Source organism: Salinicola lusitanus (genome assembly GCF_038648475.1).
GTDB lineage: Bacteria > Pseudomonadota > Gammaproteobacteria > Pseudomonadales > Halomonadaceae > Salinicola > Salinicola lusitanus.
Map to the genome: position 1 here is coordinate 452,460 of NZ_CP151919.1, position 18,731 is coordinate 471,190.

At 66.0% G+C, this 18,731-nt stretch carries 18 protein-coding genes; 12 read left to right on the top strand and 6 right to left on the bottom strand.

All coding sequences use genetic code 11. The features are described 5' to 3' along the window. Positions 1-100: 100 nt before the first annotated feature. The gene (locus AAGT95_RS02005) at positions 101-1,333 is read left to right on the top strand and encodes a PQQ-dependent sugar dehydrogenase (protein WP_342595353.1); all 1,233 of its coding nucleotides are present in this window, start codon (positions 101-103) and stop codon (positions 1,331-1,333) included. A 9-nt stretch (positions 1,334-1,342) separates the two neighbouring features. Here AAGT95_RS02005 and AAGT95_RS02010 read toward each other — a convergent pair whose 3' ends face one another. The 4 genes from AAGT95_RS02010 to ilvD all read right to left on the bottom strand — a co-directional run bounded on the left by AAGT95_RS02010 (position 1,343) and on the right by ilvD (position 5,599). After that, entirely contained in the window at positions 1,343-1,837 is a 495-nt protein-coding gene (locus AAGT95_RS02010; RefSeq protein ID WP_342595354.1) for a metallophosphoesterase family protein, read from the bottom strand. Between the two features lie 82 nt (positions 1,838-1,919). Next, a complete protein-coding gene (locus tag AAGT95_RS02015) occupies positions 1,920-2,354 on the bottom strand; it encodes a hypothetical protein (protein ID WP_342595355.1) in 435 nt (144 codons plus the stop codon). 97 nt (positions 2,355-2,451) lie between these two features. Then, positions 2,452-3,633, bottom strand: coding sequence for a cobalamin-independent methionine synthase II family protein (locus AAGT95_RS02020; protein ID WP_342595356.1), 1,182 nt, complete (start codon positions 3,631-3,633; stop codon positions 2,452-2,454). Between the two features lie 256 nt (positions 3,634-3,889). Beyond that, a complete protein-coding gene (gene ilvD / locus AAGT95_RS02025; RefSeq protein WP_342595357.1) occupies positions 3,890-5,599 on the bottom strand; it encodes a dihydroxy-acid dehydratase in 1,710 nt (569 codons plus the stop codon). 349 nt (positions 5,600-5,948) lie between these two features. Here ilvD and AAGT95_RS02030 point away from each other — a divergent pair, with 349 nt between their 5' ends. The 8 genes from AAGT95_RS02030 to AAGT95_RS02065 all read left to right on the top strand — a co-directional run bounded on the left by AAGT95_RS02030 (position 5,949) and on the right by AAGT95_RS02065 (position 13,651). Then, positions 5,949-6,848 (top strand): LysR family transcriptional regulator, encoded by a 900-nt coding sequence (locus AAGT95_RS02030; protein ID WP_110597967.1) that lies wholly within the window; start codon positions 5,949-5,951, stop codon positions 6,846-6,848. Positions 6,849-7,077: 229 nt separating this feature from the next. Continuing rightward, positions 7,078-7,872 (top strand): putative hydro-lyase, encoded by a 795-nt coding sequence (locus tag AAGT95_RS02035; RefSeq protein ID WP_342595358.1) that lies wholly within the window; start codon positions 7,078-7,080, stop codon positions 7,870-7,872. A 74-nt stretch (positions 7,873-7,946) separates the two neighbouring features. After that, positions 7,947-8,993 carry a TRAP transporter substrate-binding protein gene (locus tag AAGT95_RS02040; protein WP_110707894.1) on the top strand — a complete coding sequence of 349 codons (1,047 nt, stop codon included), beginning with the start codon at positions 7,947-7,949 and terminating at the stop codon, positions 8,991-8,993. A 59-nt stretch (positions 8,994-9,052) separates the two neighbouring features. Then, positions 9,053-9,676, top strand: coding sequence for a TRAP transporter small permease (locus AAGT95_RS02045; protein ID WP_342595359.1), 624 nt, complete (start codon positions 9,053-9,055; stop codon positions 9,674-9,676). Further along, complete coding sequence (locus AAGT95_RS02050; RefSeq protein WP_342595360.1) at positions 9,676-10,956, top strand: TRAP transporter large permease; 1,281 nt, start codon at positions 9,676-9,678, stop codon at positions 10,954-10,956. The genes AAGT95_RS02045 and AAGT95_RS02050 overlap by 1 nt, the downstream gene beginning before the upstream one ends. A 71-nt stretch (positions 10,957-11,027) precedes the next feature. Next, positions 11,028-11,711, top strand: a complete 684-nt coding sequence (locus AAGT95_RS02055; RefSeq protein ID WP_110597972.1) for a DUF2848 domain-containing protein — start codon at positions 11,028-11,030, stop codon at positions 11,709-11,711. After that, positions 11,708-13,099, top strand: a complete 1,392-nt coding sequence (locus AAGT95_RS02060) for an amidase (protein ID WP_342595361.1) — start codon at positions 11,708-11,710, stop codon at positions 13,097-13,099. Before AAGT95_RS02055 ends, AAGT95_RS02060 begins: the two co-directional genes overlap by 4 nt. Positions 13,100-13,108: 9 nt before the next feature. Beyond that, entirely contained in the window at positions 13,109-13,651 is a 543-nt protein-coding gene (locus AAGT95_RS02065) for an ureidoglycolate lyase (protein ID WP_342595362.1), read from the top strand. Between the two features lie 48 nt (positions 13,652-13,699). Here the strand turns inward: AAGT95_RS02065 and AAGT95_RS02070 are convergent, their stop codons facing one another. After that, positions 13,700-14,998, bottom strand: coding sequence for an MFS transporter (locus tag AAGT95_RS02070; protein WP_342595363.1), 1,299 nt, complete (start codon positions 14,996-14,998; stop codon positions 13,700-13,702). A 134-nt stretch (positions 14,999-15,132) separates the two neighbouring features. After that, on the bottom strand, positions 15,133-15,660 hold the full coding sequence (locus AAGT95_RS02075) for a TetR/AcrR family transcriptional regulator (protein ID WP_110597976.1): 528 nt from the start codon (positions 15,658-15,660) through the stop codon (positions 15,133-15,135). A 161-nt stretch (positions 15,661-15,821) separates the two neighbouring features. On the opposite strand from AAGT95_RS02075, the gene AAGT95_RS02080 reads away from it, so the two are divergent. The 3 genes from AAGT95_RS02080 (at position 15,822) to AAGT95_RS02090 (ending at position 18,723) form a co-directional block, all read left to right on the top strand. Then, positions 15,822-17,024 carry a CynX/NimT family MFS transporter gene (locus AAGT95_RS02080; protein WP_110597977.1) on the top strand — a complete coding sequence of 401 codons (1,203 nt, stop codon included), beginning with the start codon at positions 15,822-15,824 and terminating at the stop codon, positions 17,022-17,024. A 188-nt stretch (positions 17,025-17,212) separates the two neighbouring features. Next, entirely contained in the window at positions 17,213-17,668 is a 456-nt protein-coding gene (locus tag AAGT95_RS02085; protein ID WP_110597978.1) for a nodulation efficiency, NfeD-like protein, read from the top strand. A gap of 5 nt (positions 17,669-17,673) precedes the next feature. Further along, complete coding sequence (locus AAGT95_RS02090) at positions 17,674-18,723, top strand: SPFH domain-containing protein (protein WP_110597979.1); 1,050 nt, start codon at positions 17,674-17,676, stop codon at positions 18,721-18,723. The last annotated feature ends 8 nt before the right edge of the window (positions 18,724-18,731 follow it).

The following is an 18,731-nucleotide window of genomic DNA, read 5'->3' on the forward strand; positions in this document are numbered from 1 at the left end:
GTTTCAAACTGTCAGCGACACGTCACCGCTCACGCCGGCCCGGAAGGCTGCTACAGTCAATGAATCAGGCGCAGTGCCAGCCCCTGCCATGGAGACCGACATGCTTCGAAATCTGGTGACCTTCCCCGGTGCCGCCCTGTTGTTGTCGCTTGGCGGTGAGGCCTTCGCCGCGGAGCCGGTACGGAGCGGTCCGCCCAATGCGCCGGAGCAGACCCCGGCCTTCGACGGCCAGACCCGCGCGCCGGCGCTCGACGGCGATGTCACGCTCACGGCAACGCCGGTAGCCGAGGGCCTGGCCCATCCATGGGGCCTGGCATTTGTCGACAACGATATGGCACTAGTGACCGAGCGCGCCGGGCGACTGCGTGCCGTCGACCTGCAGACCGGGACGCTGTCCGCGCCCATCGAGGGCCTGCCGGAGATCGATGCCCGTGGCCAGGGAGGTCTGCTCGACGTGGTGCTCGACCCCGACTTTTCCAGCAACCGGCGAATCTACTTCAGCTACGCCGAACCCAGGGGCGACGGCGAGAACGGCACCTCGGTCGCCCGTGGCGTCCTGAGCCAGGACCACGCCCGGCTGAGCGACGTCGAAGTCATCTTTCGCCAGACACCGGCGTGGAACTCCACCAAGCACTTCGGTGCCACGCTGACCTGGGACGACCAGAACCGACTCTACGTGACCCTGGGCGAGCGCTCGCTACCCGAACCCCGCCAACTGGCCCAGGATCTGGACACGCATCTGGGCAAGGTGGTGCGGATCCACGCCGACGGCTCGATTCCCGACGACAACCCGTTCGCCGGTGGCCAGAACGGAAGTGTCGAAAAAGGCGGCCTGCCCGAGATCTGGTCGTACGGCCATCGCAACGTCCAGGGCGCGGCGCTGAACCCCGCCAGCGGTGAACTCTGGACCATCGAACACGGGCCCAGGGGCGGCGACGAACTCAACGTTCCCGAGGCCGGCCACAACTACGGCTGGCCCGTCATCACCTACGGCGAGGACTACAGCGGTGCGCCGATCGGCGAAGGCGTGACCGCCAGGGAGGGAATGGAACAGCCGATCTACTACTGGGACCCGGTGATCGCGCCCGGCGACATGACGTTCTATCAGGGGGATCGCTTCCCTGGTTGGGAGGGCGATCTGATCATCGCGTCGCTGTCGCCGGGCGGACTGGTGAGGCTGACGCTCGACAGCAAGCGTGTCAGCGGCGAGCAGCGTCTTTTGGAGAAGCTGGGCCGCGTACGCGATGTCGAGGAGGGCCCCGACGGCGCGCTCTGGGTGCTGACGGACTCCAGCAACGGCGCGCTGGTCCGTATCACCCCGAACGGCGAGTGATTTCCAAACTCACAGCGGCAAATGGATGATCGCACTGCGGATGCCGTCGGCATCGATCCACAGTTTGCCGAGCGTGATCGGCAGGCTGAATCGGCGCTTGCCCGCTGCGCCGGGGTTGAACCATAGCCTCCGCTCGTCGCCCTCTCCCCGCCACTCGTTGCGCGGCTTGTGCGAGTGGCCGTGCAGCACGGCCTCGCACGCCATCCGCTCGTCGACGTCCGCCACATCATGGACCAGTTGCAGGGGCCGGCCGTTGATCACCAGCAGGCGGTGTGACGGCAGTGCCGAACACACCCCCTCCCGGTCGATGTTGCCGCGTACGCTGTAGACCGGCGCCAGCTCGGCCAGACGCTCGAGAATGGCCGGATCGCCGACGTCGCCCAGATGAATCAACGGGCGACAATCCGCCAGCAGCGCCAGGGCTTGGTCCCGCAGCAACCCGTGGGTATCCGAAATGACCCCGACCGGAGACGTCGTCTCGACAATGTCCGCGGTGATGTTCACCGATGATCTCCCGATGAAACGGTCGAAGAGTGCAGACAAAAACGGCCCCGAGGGGCCGTCTGGAACGTTGCACGAGTCCGCTTCATGATTTGACGCTGGTCGACTTGCCCATGCCCTCGTAGGTCATATTGCCATCGGCATCGATCTGGCAGGTCAGGTTGTATTTCGCATTGCCCTCGCCGAGCAGATCGACCCGCAGCTCGAAGGTGTCTCCCTGCTCGAGCTCATCGGCGTCGTAGTCCTTGGCGTTGTTCTCGTAGATCGAATTGCCTCGGAATTTCTCGCTACCTTCGTCTTTCTGCAGGGCGAGATCGAGACAATCCTTGGCGAGTTTGGGGGCTCCCTCCGCCTGCGTCTCGGTTTCATGGGCCGGCTCCTGCTCGTTGGTCTGCGCCCCCTCCTGCTTGTTCACGTTGGGCTGATCGCTCGTCTTGTCCTGCGCCACGGCGCCACCGGCGAACAGCGTCGCGCTCAGTACCAGGCCCAGCCCGGCATTCCTCATCCATTGGGTCGCCATTGCACCTCTCCCTGTTGTGCCATTTGCCCTCGCAGTATAGGAGAGCCTCGCGATCTGCAAAGTCATCGACGCCGAGACCGCGATGGGCAGGGCCCACTCACCCCCAGAGACGTCGGCTGGCGATCGCCGCGCCTTCGCTCAGCGCCTTGAGCTTGGCCCAGGCCACGTCCTGGGCGACGAACTCGTAGCTGGCGAAGGTGCCGAAACCACAGTCCGTGCCGGCCACGACACGCTCGCGATCGCCGACGGCATCGACCGAGGCGCAGATGCGATTGGCCACCACTTCGGGGTGTTCGAGATAGTTGGTGGTGACATCGATCACCCCCGGCATCAGCAGCATGTGATCCGGCAGCGGATGGGTCTTGAACGAGACCGTCTCGTGTTCGTGACGCGGATTGCCCAGCGGGATGCTGAGTGCCCCCACCTTGGCGCGGTAGAGGATCGGCAGCAGCTCGGCGACCGGCACGTCATCCTGATGCGGGCCCTGCCAGTTGCCCCAGCAGACGTGCAGGCGCACCTTGTCCGCCGGAATGTTCTCCAGCGCCAGGTTGATCGCCTCGATATGCAGCTCGACGCGCTCGAGGAAGGTCCCCAGATCGGCATCGCCGAACAGGATCACGCGCTCCATGGCCAGATCCGGGGCGTCCAGCTGCAGCACGTGGCCGGCCGCCACGATCGCCTCGTACTCCTGCTTCAGCTCGCGGGCTACCGCCAGCACGTAGTCGCGGTCGGTGGGATAGTCGGGGTTGTCCTGGGCGCGCAGCATGGTGGTGGTGACCACGCCGGGAGAGGCCGCGGTCATGAAGGTCTCCAGCGGTGCCGGCTTGCCGGCAAGCGCCGTCGAAAACGAGGCCAGCTCCGCCTTGACCCCGGCCAGTGTCGGATCGTAGTGCACCGCACGCTGGGCCAGCGGTGTGTTCCACACCTTGGCCAGATCCTCGGAGACACCGATCTGGCGCGCCATGTGTTCGGCGTAGCCGGGGAACTTCTGGATATCCAGCGTCGGCTTGCGCCGACCTTCACCGCCGAAGCCGCTCATGCGCTCGGTCACGTAGGTCGAGAAGCCCACTCGTGGCGCCTCGCCGTTGTTGATGCTGTCGAGCCCGGCATCGAGCTGGGCGCCGATCACGCCATCCAGGCAGCGCGCGACCTCGGCCTCGAACGCCGCACTGTCGACCGGCTTGCCCTGCTCCCGCAGGACCAGCATGCGCGACAGCGCCGGGGTGCGCGGCAGGCTGCCGGTATGAGTGGTGATGATGCGGTCGCGACTGACTTGCATGGCAATTCCCTGGCGTTATGGAACGGTTCGGCGGTGGCGAGCGGATCGGCTAGCGTGGCGCCACCGAAGAGGCAGGCCGCCAGGATACCCAAGCCAGAGATGCAATAGACGTGCAGCCGCATGAAAGTTGTGCAGCTCGATCATGAACCGGGCTCATGTTTCGCTTCAGCAGTCGCCTCACCACGAAAAACGCCCCGAGGGAGACCCCGGGGCGTTCATTCAGCGAAGGCGACCGCGTCGATCGCCTGGTGCCGACTCAGTCTTCCAGCGCTTCGGGCAGGTCGGTGACCGCGCCTTTCGATGCGGAACTGACCGTCTTGGCGTACTTGGCCAGCGTCCCGCGGGTATATCGCGGTGCCGGACGCTGCCAGGCCGCGCGACGCCGCTCCATCTCGGCATCGTCGATATGCACGGTCATCACGTCGTTCTCGGCGTCGATGGTGATCTCGTCGCCATCCTCGACCAGGCCGATCGGCCCGCCGACGAACGCTTCCGGCGTGATATGGCCGACCACGAAGCCGTGGCTGCCACCGGAGAAGCGACCGTCGGTGATCAACGCCACCTTGTCGCCCAGGCCGCGGCCCATGATCGCGGAGGTGGGTGTGAGCATCTCGCGCATGCCCGGGCCACCCTTGGGTCCTTCGTAGCGGATGACGACGACATCGCCGGCGACCACGGTCAGGTCGTTGATGCGTGCCTGGGCCTCCTCCTCGGAATTGAAGACCCGCGCCCGACCGGTGAAGCGGGTCCCTTCCTTGCCGGTGATCTTGGCCACGGCCCCTTCCGGCGCCAGGTTGCCGTAGAGAATGCGCAGGTGGCTGCTCGCTTTCACCGGCGCATCCAGCGGCTTGATGATCTGCTGATCGACCGGATATGGCGCCACGTCCGCCAGGTTCTCCGCCAGTGTCTTGCCGGTGACGGTGATGCAATCGCCGTGGAGCATGCCCGCATCCAGCAGTACCTTCATCAGCGGCTGGATGCCGCCGATCGCCACCAGCTCGCTCATCATGTAGTGGCCACTGGGGCGCACGTCGGCGAGCACCGGCACCCGCCTGCCGATCTCGGTGAAATCGTCCAGCGTGAGCTCGACGCCGACGGTGTTGGCGATCGCCAGCAGGTGCAGCACCGCATTGGTGGAGCCGCCGAGGGCGATGACCACGGTGATGGCGTTCTCGAACGCCTTGCGGGTCATGATGTCGGAAGGCTTGAGGTCCAGCTCGAGCAGCTTGAGCACGGCCTCGCCGGCGGCGCGGCTGTCGTCGTGCTTGGTCTGGGAGACCGCCTCCTGGGCCGAGGAGTTGGGCAGGCTCATGCCCAGCGCCTCGATCGCCGAGGCCATGGTGTTGGCGGTATACATGCCACCGCAGGAGCCCGGCCCCGGAATCGCGGTCTCCTCGATCTGCTTGACCTCGATCAGCGACTTGTTGCCCTGGGAGTAGGCCCCCATCGCCTCGAACACCGAAACGATATCGGTATGGCCCGCGCCCGGCTGGATGGTGCCGCCGTAGACGAAGATGCTGGGCCGATCGAGACGCGCCAGCCCGATCATGCAGCCCGGCATGTTCTTGTCGCAGCCGCCGATGGCGACCACCCCGTCGAAGCCTTCGCAGCCGGAGACGGCTTCGATGGAGTCGGCGATGATCTCCCGCGAGGCCATCGAGTACTTCATGCCCTCGGTGCCGTTGGCGATGCCGTCGGAGATGGTGATGGTATTGAAGATCACGCCCTTGCCGCCGGCGGCGTCGGCACCGTCACTGGCCGCTTCCGCCAGCACGTTGATATGACTGTTGCACGGCGTCACCCGGCTCCAGGTCGAGGCGATGCCCACCTGCGGCTTCTTGAAGTCCTCGTCGGTAAAGCCCACCGCGCGCAGCATGGCGCGACTGGCGGCCTTGCCGGGGCCATCGACCACGTTGGCGGAGTGACGGCGACGGTGGTCGGTATTTTCCGGGTAATCCTGACTCATCAAGCGCTCCTGTTTTCGGCTGTTCGCCTCGAGGGCGGTCTGGCTGCCTCGTCGGGCGAAGGTTGAGCGACGCATGCCGGCTGAAACGATGCCTCGAAAGATGACGGTCGGCAGGCGTCGAGGTGTCACGGTCACATGACAATGCTCGGACGCGATGGCTCTTGTGAAGCGGCTCTCGTGAAGCGAATCGGACGCGCCCGATGCAGAAAGGGTGGCCCATTGTAACGGCACCGAGCGCGCGCGGACATCCGACGATGGCGGAAATCGCGCGTCTCTCGAGGGCGGCCATCCATGCAATACTGGCCGCCATCACGTCTGCCGTCTTCACCGCACGCCGAGCGAGCCCGCCATGTTCGACTTCAAGGAAATCGAAGCCTTCGTCTGGATCGTACGCCTGGGATCGTTCCGCCTTGCCGCACAGCACCTGCACCTGACCCAGCCCTCCATCTCGGATCGTATTGCCCGGCTCGAGGAGTTCGTCGGCGGACCGCTGCTGGATCGCGCCCAGCGCCCGATCCAGCCCACACCCAAGGGTCGACAGTTCTACCGCCACGCTCAGCACATGCTGGAGACACGCCAGGAGGCGATGGCGATGCTCGAGGCCAACAACCCGTTCCAGGGAGTGCTGCGCCTCGGCGTGGTCGAGACCATCGCCCATAGCTGGTTGCCGGCGTTCATCGCCGAACTCGCCAACCGCTTCCCCGACATGACACTGCAGCTCGAGGTGGACGGCACGCCGGGACTCGCCAACCGGCTGCTCAATCGCCAGATCGACATGGCCTTCACGCTGGGACCGGTCGACGCCCAGGACATCCTCAGCCGGCCGCTATGCCACTATGCCACGGGCCTGATCGCCACCCCGCAGCTGGGCTTCTCGGCCCGGACGTTCACCCTGGAAGCGCTGGCGCGTACCGGCACGCCCTTGATCACCTTCGCCAGCGACAGCCGCCCCTACCGGGAGCTCCAGTCGCTGTTGCATCAGCAGCGCCTGGAGCGGATCAAGCTGCACTGCTCCGGCTCGGTCTGGACCATCGTGCGCCTGGCACTGGACGGTATCGGCGTCGGCGCCATCCCGCCTCGCATCGTCGAGCAGGAGATCGCCCGCGGCGAGCTCATCACCCTGCCCTGTGATCTGCCACGGCTCGACTTCGCCGCCTCCTGGCCGCAGCACATCGACAAGGCGCTGGCCGATGGCGTCATCGACCTGGCGATCGAGCTCGGGCAACGGGACCAGCGCGAGCACGCCTGACGCCGAAAGCGGCGTTACCGAGGGGTCCCTTGTCGCAAGGCGTTGCCGATGTACCTGACGTCGAAAGGTTTTGTCGAGAACGCTGGGATTGAAAGGTTTTACCGATGAATAAGAATCATAAAAATCGATTGGATTGATGCGCCGTGAACCCATAGCGTGGGATGTCATAAGGCGGCGCCCGGTTCTACCGGCCAAGACCGCCACGACAATGACAACCAGGATCGACGACATGACCTCTCTCGACGCCACCGTCTCTCCGGCCGAGGCGCGCGCCGCCATCCGCCGCGGCGACTGGCCCACCACGACCACCGGTATCTCCAACGGCTATGCGCAGGCCAATCTGGTCATCATTCCCGAAACCTACGCCGCCGACTTCCTGCGTTTCTGCATGGCCAACCGCGCCGCCTGCCCGGTGCTCGACGTCAGCGAACCAGGCAGCTTTCATCCGCAGGCCCTGGGAGAGTCGATCGACCTGCGCACCGACGTGCCGCGCTATCGCGTCTACGAACATGGCGAACTGGTCGACGAGCCGGCCGACCTCGTCTCCCGCTGGCGCGACGACCTGGTCACCTTCTCGATCGGCTGCTCGTTCTCGTTCGAGGAGTCGCTGATCGCCGAGGGCGTGCCGGTTCGCCACATGGCCGCGCGGACCATCGTGCCGATGTACCGGACCCGCATTCCACTGATTCCCGCCGGCCCGTTCCACGGCAGCTACGTCGTGTCGATGCGCGCCATGTCGCCGGCCGATGCCATCCGCGCCGTGCAGATCACCACCGACATGCCCAGCGTTCACGGCGCGCCCCTGCATCTGGCGCGACCGGAGCTGATCGGCATCGACGATATCCACCGGCCGGACTTCGGCGATGCCCCGGTGATGGAAGCCGGCGACATCCCGGTGTTCTGGGCATGCGGCGTGACACCGCAGATCGCGCTGATGAATGCGAAGCTACCCTTCGCCATGGCCCACGCCCCCGGTCATATGCTGATTACCGACATCCCCAACTATCGTCTGAAGTATCGGTAGCGGCGATATCGCGGCGGTCACGCCGGTCGCGCCTGCCGAAGACTCGTAAAACAACCTCAACAAGCGAGACTCCCATGAAGAAGACACTGTTTGGCCTCACGCTCTCCGCCCTGACTGTCGGCCTTGCCCAGGGCGCCGTCGCCGATACCAGCCTCAACGTCGTCGGTACCTGGAGCGCGGTCTCCCTGCACAAGAACTTCGAGAAGCCGTTCTGGACCGAGACCCTGCCCAAGGCGAGCGATGGCCAGATCCAGGTCCAGATGACGACCTTCGATCAGATGGGTATCGAAGGCAGCGATGTCTTCACCTACCTGAAGAACGGCCTGTTCAATGTCGGCATGACCTTCTCCGACTACGTCGGCGGCGAGGCGCCGGCACTGGAAGGTCTCGACCTGCCGATGATGACCACCGATCCCGAGAAGGCCCGCGAGGTCAGCGAGGCGTTCATGCCGATCGCCGAGAGAACGATGCAGTCTCACTACAACGCGCACGTGCTGGCGATCGCGCCCAACACGCCGCAGGTGGTGTTCTGCAACACGCCGATCAAGGGCCTCGGCGATCTGCAGGGCAAGAAGGTCCGCGCCAGCGGCCGCACCACGGCGGAGTTCCTCTCCGCCATCGGCGCCCAGAGCACGGTCATGGCCTTCAACGAAGTGCCCGGCGCGCTGGAACGCGGGGTGATCGACTGTGCTGTCACCGGCTCGCTCTCCGGCTACAACTCCGGCTGGCAGGATGTCGCCGATTATCTGCTGCCGCTCCCCATCGGCGGCTGGGATACGGTCATCACGGCGGTCAGTGACGATACCTGGAACTCGCTCGACGACGAGACCAAGCAGACCATCGAGAGCCAGATCGTACCCGGCTTCATCGATCCGGTGTGGAACAACCTGGCCAAGGATGAGCAGCAGGGCATCGCCTGCCTGACCGGCAATGGCGAGTGCGAGCACGGCAAGCCGGGCGACATGACACTGGTCGAGGTGACCGATGCCGACCGCGAGCGCGCCCATCAGGCGCTGGTCAGTGCGGTCCTGCCGAGCTGGGCCTCGCGGATCGATGACGAAACGATCTCGCTGTGGAACGAGAACGTCGCTCCCCTCGTCGCCCTCCCCATCGTCAAGTAAATGGATCGCAGGGCCGGGCACGTCAGTGCTCGGCCCTTGCCCGTCGGCAGGTATCCAACATGCTCGCTCTCGTCTCTCTGTTCGACGCCCTCGTGCGCGTCGTCCGCCTCGTCTCGCGCTGGGCCGCTCGGCTCATCGGCCTGCTGCTGCTGGCCGTCGTCGCGATGGTCATCATGGAAGTGGTCAGCCGCAAACTGCTGGGCCGCTCCTTCGAAGGCGTCCAGGAGTATGCCGGTTACGTCCTCGCCGTTCTCTCGGCCTGGGGGCTCTCGCACACGCTGGTCGAACGAGCCCATATCCGCATCGATGTCGGCTACTCGAAGCTGCCGATCGCCGCCCGTGCGGCGCTCGACCTGCTCTCGATACTCGCCGTCAATCTGGTCGGCTGGATGATCGTCATCCACGCCTGGCCGGTGTTCTCGGGGTCACTCTCCAACCACACCACCGCCAATACGCCGCTGTCGACGCCGCTGTGGATACCGCAGCTGGTCTGGGTGTTGGGCTACACCTGGTTTGCCCTGGCGGCGGCGGTGCTGGCGATTCGCGCCCTGCTGGCGGCGGCCGGCGGCGATAGCGCCACGATTCGCACGCTGATCGGCATGGGCCACGAGGCCGACCCGTTCGAGACCAACGAGCTCGAAGCCCGCGCGCACGACAACGCCGCGACAGGAGGAAAATCCTGATGCTCGCCTATCTCTCCATCGGGATTCTGGCGCTGCTGCTGACCGGCATCCCGGTCGCCATCACGCTGTTCCTGCTCGCCTTCGGCGTCGATCAGTTCTTCTCGTTCTTCCCGCTGATGCGGGCGCTCGGCCAGAACCTGTGGTCGGCGGCGGACTCCTTTCTGCTGATCGCGATTCCGCTGTTCGTGCTGATGGGCGAGATCATCGTCCGCGCGGGGATCGCCGAGCGCGCCTATCGCGCCATGGATCACTGGCTCTCCTGGCTGCCCGGCGGCCTGCTGCATGCCAACGTGATGACCTCGATGCTGTTCTCCGCGACCTCGGGCTCCTCCGTGGCCACCGCGGCGACGATCTCCACCGTGGCGCTGCCGCAGGGCGACAAGCTCGGCTATCACCCGCGGCTCTTCTGCGGCAGCATCGCCGCCGGCGGCACGCTGGGCATCCTGATCCCGCCATCGATCAACCTGATCGTCTACGGCTTCCTGACCGAGACCTCGATCCCCAAGCTGTTCGTGGCCGGGCTGCTGCCGGGGCTGCTGCTGACCGGCCTGTTCATGCTGACGGCGATCCTGTTCTGCACCTTCAAGCCGTCGCTGGGCGGGCCACGTCGTCGCTCGAGCTGGCCGGAGCGTTTGCGTCATCTGAAGTTCCTGCTGCCGCTGCTGATCCTGTTCATCGCCATCGTCGGCTCGATCTACACCGGCTGGGCGACGCCCACCGAAGCCGCCGCCATCGGCGTGGTGGTCGCGCTGATGCTCGCCGCGTTCAACCGGCGGCTGGACTGGCGCATGCTGACCGAAGCGCTCGACAACACCGTGCGCACCACCTCGATGATCCTGTTCATCATGCTGGCGGCCTCGTTTCTCAACTTCGCGCTCGCCTCGGCGGGTCTCTCCGGCCAGCTGACGCAGCTGCTGACGCAACTGGACCTGTCGCCGATGGCGCTGCTGCTCTGCGTGCTGGCGCTGCTGGTGGTGCTCGGTTTCTTCATCGAGACGCTGTCGATGATGGTGATCACGCTGCCGATCATCGCGCCCCTACTGTTCGCCGCGGGCTTCGACAAGGTGTGGTTCGGCGTGGTGATGATCCTGTTCGTCGAGATGGCGCTGATCACCCCGCCGGTCGGTCTCAACCTCTACATCGTGCAGGCAGCCCGGCGCGGCAAGCCGTTCTCCGACGTGATCGTCGGCACGCTGCCGTTCATTGCCGCCATGGTGGTGATGGCCGTGCTGCTGATCCTGTTCCCCGGCATCGCCCTGTGGCTGCCGAACTCGCTCTGATCCGCCGCGTCATCGATGACTCGCGGCACTCGACGCCGATGTCCGCTCCAACGACAACTCAGGAACCGCTCATGCTGACTTTCGATACCCCCGAGAACACGCTCACCGTCACGCCGCAACGGCTGGCGATCGCCGGCTGGGCAGGCCGCGATCAGGCGAACGTGCAACATCACATCGACGAGCTGGCCGCCATCGGCGTCAAGCCGCCCTCCAGCGTACCGCTGTTCTATCGCGCCAGTGCGCAACTGCTGACCCAGGCGGAGAACGTCGAGATGCTCGGCGGCGACGGCTCCGGCGAAGCCGAGGTCTGCCTGGTCAGCGACGAAGATGGCCGACTGTGGGTGACGCTAGCCTCCGATCACACCGATCGTAAACTCGAGGCGGTCGGTGTCGCCGAGTCCAAGCAGCTCTGCGCCAAGCCGGTCGCCCGACAGGCCTGGCCGCTGGCGGCCATCCGCGAGCATTGGGATGCACTGGAACTGGCCAGTGAGATCGAAGAGAACGGCCAGGTCGTCACCTATCAGCAGGGCACGCTGGCCGAACTGCTGGACGTCGACACGCTGCTGGCCAAGCTGCCGGCCGCACTCAAGCAGGGCGAATCGCTGGCCCCCAACACGCTGCTGCTGTGCGGCACGGTACCGGCCATCGGCGGTATCCGACCCAGCCCGCGCTTCTCGATGACGCTCACCGACCCCGTGCTGAATCGCCGCCTGAGCCATAGCTACACCGTCATCGAGCTCGAGGTCGCGCAATGAGCTCGCCACAGACGCCACAGGATGCCGCTCGCGCATTCTGGGCGCACCCTGCCGGCCAACGCCGCCTGCACGACTGGCAGGCGGCCATCGACAGCGGCGACTTCACCTCCGCCCAGGCGCTGGAGGCCCTGGTCGAGCGAGCCCGGTCACAGGCTGCGGTCACCGCCACGGCCTATCTCGAATTCGATGCCGACAAGCTGGCGGACCGGTTGGCGCGGGTCGACCCCACCCAACCCCTGGCGGGTGTGCCGATCAGCATCAAGGATCTGTTCGACGTCCAGGGCGAGCTGACCCGGGCCGCCTCCCGCGTGCTGGGTGGCAATCCACCGGCCAGCCACGATGCGCCGGCGGTCCAGCGTCTGCGCCGTGCCGGGGCGCTGCTGACCGGGCGTACCAACATGAGCGAATTCGCATTCTCGGGGCTCGGCCTCAATCGACACTACGGCACGCCCCCCAATCCGTTCGATGACGAACGCATCACCGGCGGTTCGACCTCGGGAGGCGCGGCCTCGGTCGCCTTCGGCCTCGCCGCCGCCACGCTGGGCAGCGATACCGGCGGTTCGCTCAGGATCCCGGCGGCGTTCTGCGGCCTGACCGGCTTCAAGCCGAGCCAGGCCAGCGTGCCCGGTGAAGGGGCTTACCCGCTCGCGCCGAGCCTCGACTGCGTGGGCCCGATCGCGCCCAGCGTCGCGTGCTGCGCCAGCCTCTGGTCGATTCTGGCCGAGCGGCCGCTGCCGGCGCTGGATACCACGCCGCGGCCGCTACGGTTGGCGATCGCCGCAGGCGGCCTGATGAGCGAGCTCGATGATGCGGTTCGCGACGGCTTCGAGGAGGCCGTCGCTGTCCTCGAAGCCAGTGGGTGTCACGTCGAGCGTCTACCGTTCGCGGCCGTCGACGCGGCGCTGGCGATCAACCAGCAGGGTGGTCTGGTGGTGCCGGAAGCGGCCGCGCTGCACCGCGAGCAGCTCGCCCGCGCCGAGGCCGACTACGACCCCTTGATCGCCGAACGCCTGAAGGGCGGCCGGGACATCAGCGCCGCGGATTACCTGCAGCGTCTGTGGCCAAGGGCGGGCTGGCAGCAGCGCTTTGAACAGGAGATGGCCGGCTTCGACGCGGTGCTGCTGCCCACCGTCGCCACGCTGCCCCCGAGACGCGCTGCGCTCGAGAACGACGCCGCCGCCTTCCAGCGCGCCAACCGGCTGGCGCTGCGCAATACCAGCGTCTTCAACTATCTCGACGCGGCCTCGATCTCGCTGCCCTACCTCGCCACCGGCGCCGAGCTCCCCATCGGCCTGATGCTATCGCGCCCCCAGGGCGACGATAACGCTCTGCTGCAGCATGCCTGCGTGGTGGAAGCGATGCTGCAAGACACCGATCGATCCCGTTGAGGACAGTGCATGAACGTCAGGACGCTGCCGATCGACGCACTCTCGCCGACGTCGTTCGCGCCATATGGCGATGTGATGGGATGGCCCGCCGATCTTGCCGAAGGCGAGCCGGGATATCGCTCGACAGCCAGCGATTTCGTCCACCAGCTCAGCTTCGACACCGGCATCGATGGCGGCCCCGCTGAAGTGCTCTGGGTGCACTATCGCGATGACTCATCGCGCATCGACAAGCTGGAGATGCATCGGCTGACCCATCAGGCCGTCGTGCCGATCCATGGCGGCGATCTGGTGCAGATCGTCTGTCTCGATCACGACGGCGGTCCGGATATCGATTCGATGAAGGCCTTTCGGCTGCCTCAGGGCCTGGGCGTATCGATGCATCCCGGCTGCTGGCATGCCACGAGGACACTCGACGGCGAGGTCACGGCGTTGATGCTGACCCGTCACTCCACCACTCGGGAGCTGGTCGCCATGCTGACCGAAGGTGCGGCCGGTAGCGAGAGCCGGTTGACACCGCTGCCGGCCGCGATCGAGCTGGATGTCTCACGGTGATGTGCCACGCGTCGAGATGCATCACGCGCCTGGGCCTCAAGCACCTCATCAGCGTCCCGACCCACGACGCGCGAGACGGCCGATCTTGTCGATCAGTCCCAGTGGCGGCATGGCGGGCAGATAGAAGTGTTGCAGCGGCGTGTCCGGTCGGCTCGATACCATAGTTTTCGGCGCGGCATCGACCTGTCCCCCGCGGCCGGGCCGGTAGCCGATCAGCATCGTCGCCAATGCGATCGACGCGAAGACGATGAAACAGAAGGCGTAGCCGTGGTTGCCGATCAGATAGCCCGCCAGTGGCGAACCGACAATCTGGCCCGCCGCGATCATCAGGAACGGCAAGCCGAGCCCGATGGCGGGACGGTCACTGTAGAGGCGCACGCCCCAGACCAGATAGATCCCCGTCAGCATGATGTAGCTCGCCCCGAACAGGGCACCTGACCCCAGGGCGGCCGGCAGGCTCGAGGGCATCAGCGCGAGCAGCGACAGCGCAAGTGCCAGCGCGGCCAGCGTTGCCCGGTGCACCCCATTGATACCGAAGCGGTTGACGAGATCCCCGGCAAGGCCACCGACCAGACCGGCGACGCCAATCAGAATCCAGACGCTGTTGGCCAGCGCCTGGGAGAACTGCCCCCGCGTGAGCAGCGCCTCGCTCGAGAAGGTCCAGTAGGCAGCACTGGCAATGCCCATGCCCATCGCGGCCACCATCACGCGCCAGGCCGAGTCCCGTTGCACGCCTCCTCGGTTCGACCTGCCCGCTGCCTCCGAGGCAGTGTCGCCACGTGCTTCGCCTGTCCCGGAACGCGGCACGCTGACGAACAACAGCACGGCGTTGAGCAACGCGGTCACCGCAAAAGCGGCGTAGGCGATGCGCCACTGTCCCGTGGCGATAAACGCCACCGGGCCGGAGATGGCGACGCCGAGGCTGGTGCCGGCATTGATGACGGTATTGGCCCGGCCCTGGCGGTCGGTTGCGATCGAACTCGAGACGGCCTGGGCCATGGGTGGCGATGCCAGCCCGGTGCTGGCTCCCGCCAGCAGGATGGCGCCGGCCAGCCACAGCGCGCTGGTGCTGACGGAGATGACCGCCATTCCCGTCGCGGCGACTAGGGCCGCGGCAACGGCCATGGCTCGAGCGCCGAGCCGCTCCACCAGTAGCGCGCTGATCACGATAGCGAAACAGTAGCCCACGTAGGCACCGCTGCCGATGGCCCCCGCCATTGTCGAATTCAACCCGACATCCTCGCGCATGCTGGGCAGGAACAGGCCGTAGGCGAAGCGTGCCAGACCGTAGCTCACACCGATCAGTAGCGTCCCCGCGACGATCAGTCGACGTTCCTGGTGGGTCATGATGCTCTTCTCCCTGGCTACCGAATCCGGCTCGAGCGACGAGCCCAGACGACAGCCTCGATGTAAAATGATCGTTTTCCCTACACTCGTGACACAGCCGCCGGCATCGAGCCGGAGAGGACAATCTGCTGCGGTCAGACCATAGCGGCCTCGACCAACCGCCGCGCCGCTCGCAGAGCCACGTCCACGGTCGCGCTACCCCGATAGGTCGCGGCGTGGGTCACACCTTCGACCAGCAGCAGAATCGATTCGGCCAGTTCGTCGTCGCGACGCCCGGTCTCCGCTTCGACGATCTCTTCGATGCGCTGCCGCAGCCGTGCCTTGTGACGCGTCATGGCCTCGACGATTTCCGGCACCTCGCCGCCGGTCTCGGCCCAACTGCGCAGAAACAGACAGCCCCGCGCGCCCTCGTCGGCGAACCACGCGCCCAGCGCCCCGAACAGGTCATCCACGCTGACAGCGCTCGCCAGCGAGCGCATGAAGCGACGATCGCGCTCGTCGAGGACAATCGCCAGCAGGCGGTTCTTGCTGCCGACATGCTTGTAGAGCGTGCGGCTGGAGATGCCGGCGCCGTGGGTCAGCCGGTCCATCCCCGTGGCGGTGAAGCCATGGCGATCGAAGAGCTGCTCGGCGGTGTCGATCAGTCGTGTGCGAATATCCATGGCTCCAATGTAAAACGATCACTTTACTTATGCAAGGCCCGATTCACCGGACTTCGGCCATCTCCGCGGGCCGCCTGTGCCGGGCGCTTCGCGCAAGGTCGGGTCCGCCCCTTGGCAGGAAAATGCTAAGATGCCGCCCCATTTAGCGAAGGCCGTCAACCGTGTCCCGACCCGTTCCCCCTGCTGCTCGATCGCTCCCCGCCTGGCTATGGCTCGTGGCCTTCGGCCTGGCGGCGATCAACTTGCGCGCGCCGATCGTGGTGATCGGGCCGGTGCTCGAACCGATCATGGGGACACTGGCCATCGGTGCCGGCACGGCGAGCCTGTTCACCACCGGAATGATTCTCTGCTTCGGCCTGCTGTCGCCGCTGGCGCCGGGGTTCGCCGACCGTGTCGGGCTCGATCGCGCCATCGCCTGCGCGATCACGCTGATCGCTCTCGGCGGCGTGATGCGCGGCGTCGAGAGCCTGACGGTCATGCTGCTCGGCACGCTGTGCGCGGGGATGGGTATCGCCTTCGGCAATGTGTTCATGCCGAGCCTGGTCAAGCGCGATCGCGGTGATCGCCTGGGCCGTACCATGGGTCTCTACACGGTGATGATGGGCGTTGGCGCCACGATCAGCGCCGGTAGCGCCATTCCGCTGATGAACGCTTCGGGAAGCTGGTCCACCCCGATCTGGCTGTGGGCCGCCTTCGGGATCGGATCCGCCATCGTGTGGTGGCGCATGGCACTCTCGCTGGGGCCCGAGCCACCGGCCGCCGCCCGTCGGCCGCCAATGTCGCGTCTGTTCCGCAGTCCGGTGGCGTGGACCCTGACCCTGTTCATGGGCGCCCAGTCACTGAGCTTCTATACGCTGCAGACCTGGGTGCCGGCGGTGGCGATCCAGGCCGGCGTCCCCGAGGCGACCGCCGGGATCATGCTGTCGCTGATCAACCTCACCAGCATTCCGGGCAGCTACATCGTCGCCCGCCTGGCCTCGCGGCTGACCCATCACAGCCTGCTGGTGCTCGGGCTCTGTTCGCTGGTGGCGTTGGCGCTGTTCGGCCTGCTGCTGGCACCGGCGGCCTCGCCACTACTGTGGGCGGTACTGCTGGGCGCCGGCCAGGGCGGCTGTTTCGCCTTCGCGCTGACCATGATCGTGCTGCGCACGCGCCAACCCCAGCATGCCGCGATGCTCTCGGGAATGTCCCAGAGCATCGGCTACCTGATGGGAGCCAGCGGCCCTCTGCTGTTCGGCGCCCTGCACGGCCTGAGCGGCGACTGGCAGCTGTCGTTGATCTTCCTGATCGTGCTGCTCGCCGGCCAGAGCGTCGCCGGCGTACTGATCGGCCGGCCCAGAATGGTCAAGCTGGGAGACGACTGACCTCCCCGGATGGACAGGCTGTCGGCAAACGCTCACCGCCCTTGTCGGCAATCTCTGATACGCTGGCCGGTCGAATGCGGGCAGACTTCGGGATCGTTCTGCCGCGATCGGTGACGGGAACCAGCCCATCGGGCTTCGATCGCCTATCGCAACCTCCTCTCTTCCATCACCGCGCGTCGGGAACCGATATGGATTGGAACGTGGCTTATGTCTGGCTGGCCGTCGCCCTGCTGCTGGGGTTGGCGGAGCTGGCCTCCGGTGCCCTGGTGCTGCTGGCGCTGGCGATCGCTGCCGCCACCGCGGCACTGCTGGCCTGGCTGGGTGCCTCGATGACCTGGCAGCTGCTCGGGTTGGGGTTTGCGGCCGGCGTGCTGCTGCCGCTGGTCGTCAAGGTGATCCGGCCGAGGTTCTCGCCGCCGGGCGTCGACTACGGCACCACCGGCACCGGCGTCGAGAAGGGCAACGAGTACCGCACCCTCAAGCGCGATTTCGACGGCGCGACCGGCCTCAAGATCAATGGCGACTTCTATCGATTGAGAGTCGCCGATACCGACACCACCGAACTGCCGCTCGGCAGCCCGGTCATCTTTCAGCGTTTCGACGGCACCGAAGCCATCGTCACGCTGAAGCGTCCTACGGAGTAACGCTCATGGATCTTCTCGCCAGCCCGGGCCTGATCATCAGTCTGATCATCGTCGCCATCGGCGTGCTGCTCATCGTCAAGGGACTGGTGATCGTTCGCCAGTCGGAGGTGATGGTGGTGGAGCGACTGGGCTCCTTCAACCGACTGCTCGAGAGCGGGATCAACATCATCATCCCGTTCATCGAACAGCCCCGCGCCATCAGCATGATCCGCTACCGCAAGCAGGGCGAAGAGTACTACCCCATCGCCACCGACGAGATCCGCATCGACCGCCGCGAGACGGTGATGGACTTCCCGGGCCAGCCGGTGGTGACCACCGACAACGTGACGGTCACCATCAACGGTGCGCTCTACTACCAGATCATCGACCCCAAGCGAGCGGTCTATGAAGTCGCCAACATGAGTCAGGCCGTCGAGGTGCTGGCCAAGACCACGCTGCGTTCGGTGGTGGGCAAGATGGAGCTCGACAAGCTGTTCGAATCCCGCGCCGAGGTCAACAACGCCATTCAGTCCGCCATGGAGGAGCCGGCCTCGAAATGGGGCGTCAAGATCTCTCGCGTCGAGGTGCAGGACATCGCCATGCCGGAGGAGGTCGAGAGCGCCATGCGCCTGCAGATGGCCGCCGAGCGTAAACGACGTGCGACGGTGACCGAAGCCGAGGGCGAGAAATCCGCTGCCATCGCCATGGCCCAGGGTCAGCGCGAATCGTCGATTCTCAATGCCGAAGGCGACAAGCAGTCCGCCATCCTGCGCGCCCAGGGTGAACAGGAGTCGATCAAGCTGGTGCTCAATGCCATCGGCGAGACGGAAGAGAACAAGCGCACCGTGGTGGGTTATCTGCTCGGCCAGAGCTACATCAAGGCGCTGCCGACCATGGCCAAGGATGGCGAGCGCGTATTCGTGCCTTACGAATCTTCCGCCCTGCTGGGCAGCATGGGGATGTTCCGGGAGATGGCTGGCTCACCGGAAGATGTGGTGAGCCAGCATGTCAGAAACCGCCAGAGTGGCGCCGACCTGCGCAGCGGCATGGTCGGTGGCGCCGCGGGGCAAGGCTGAGCGGCAGG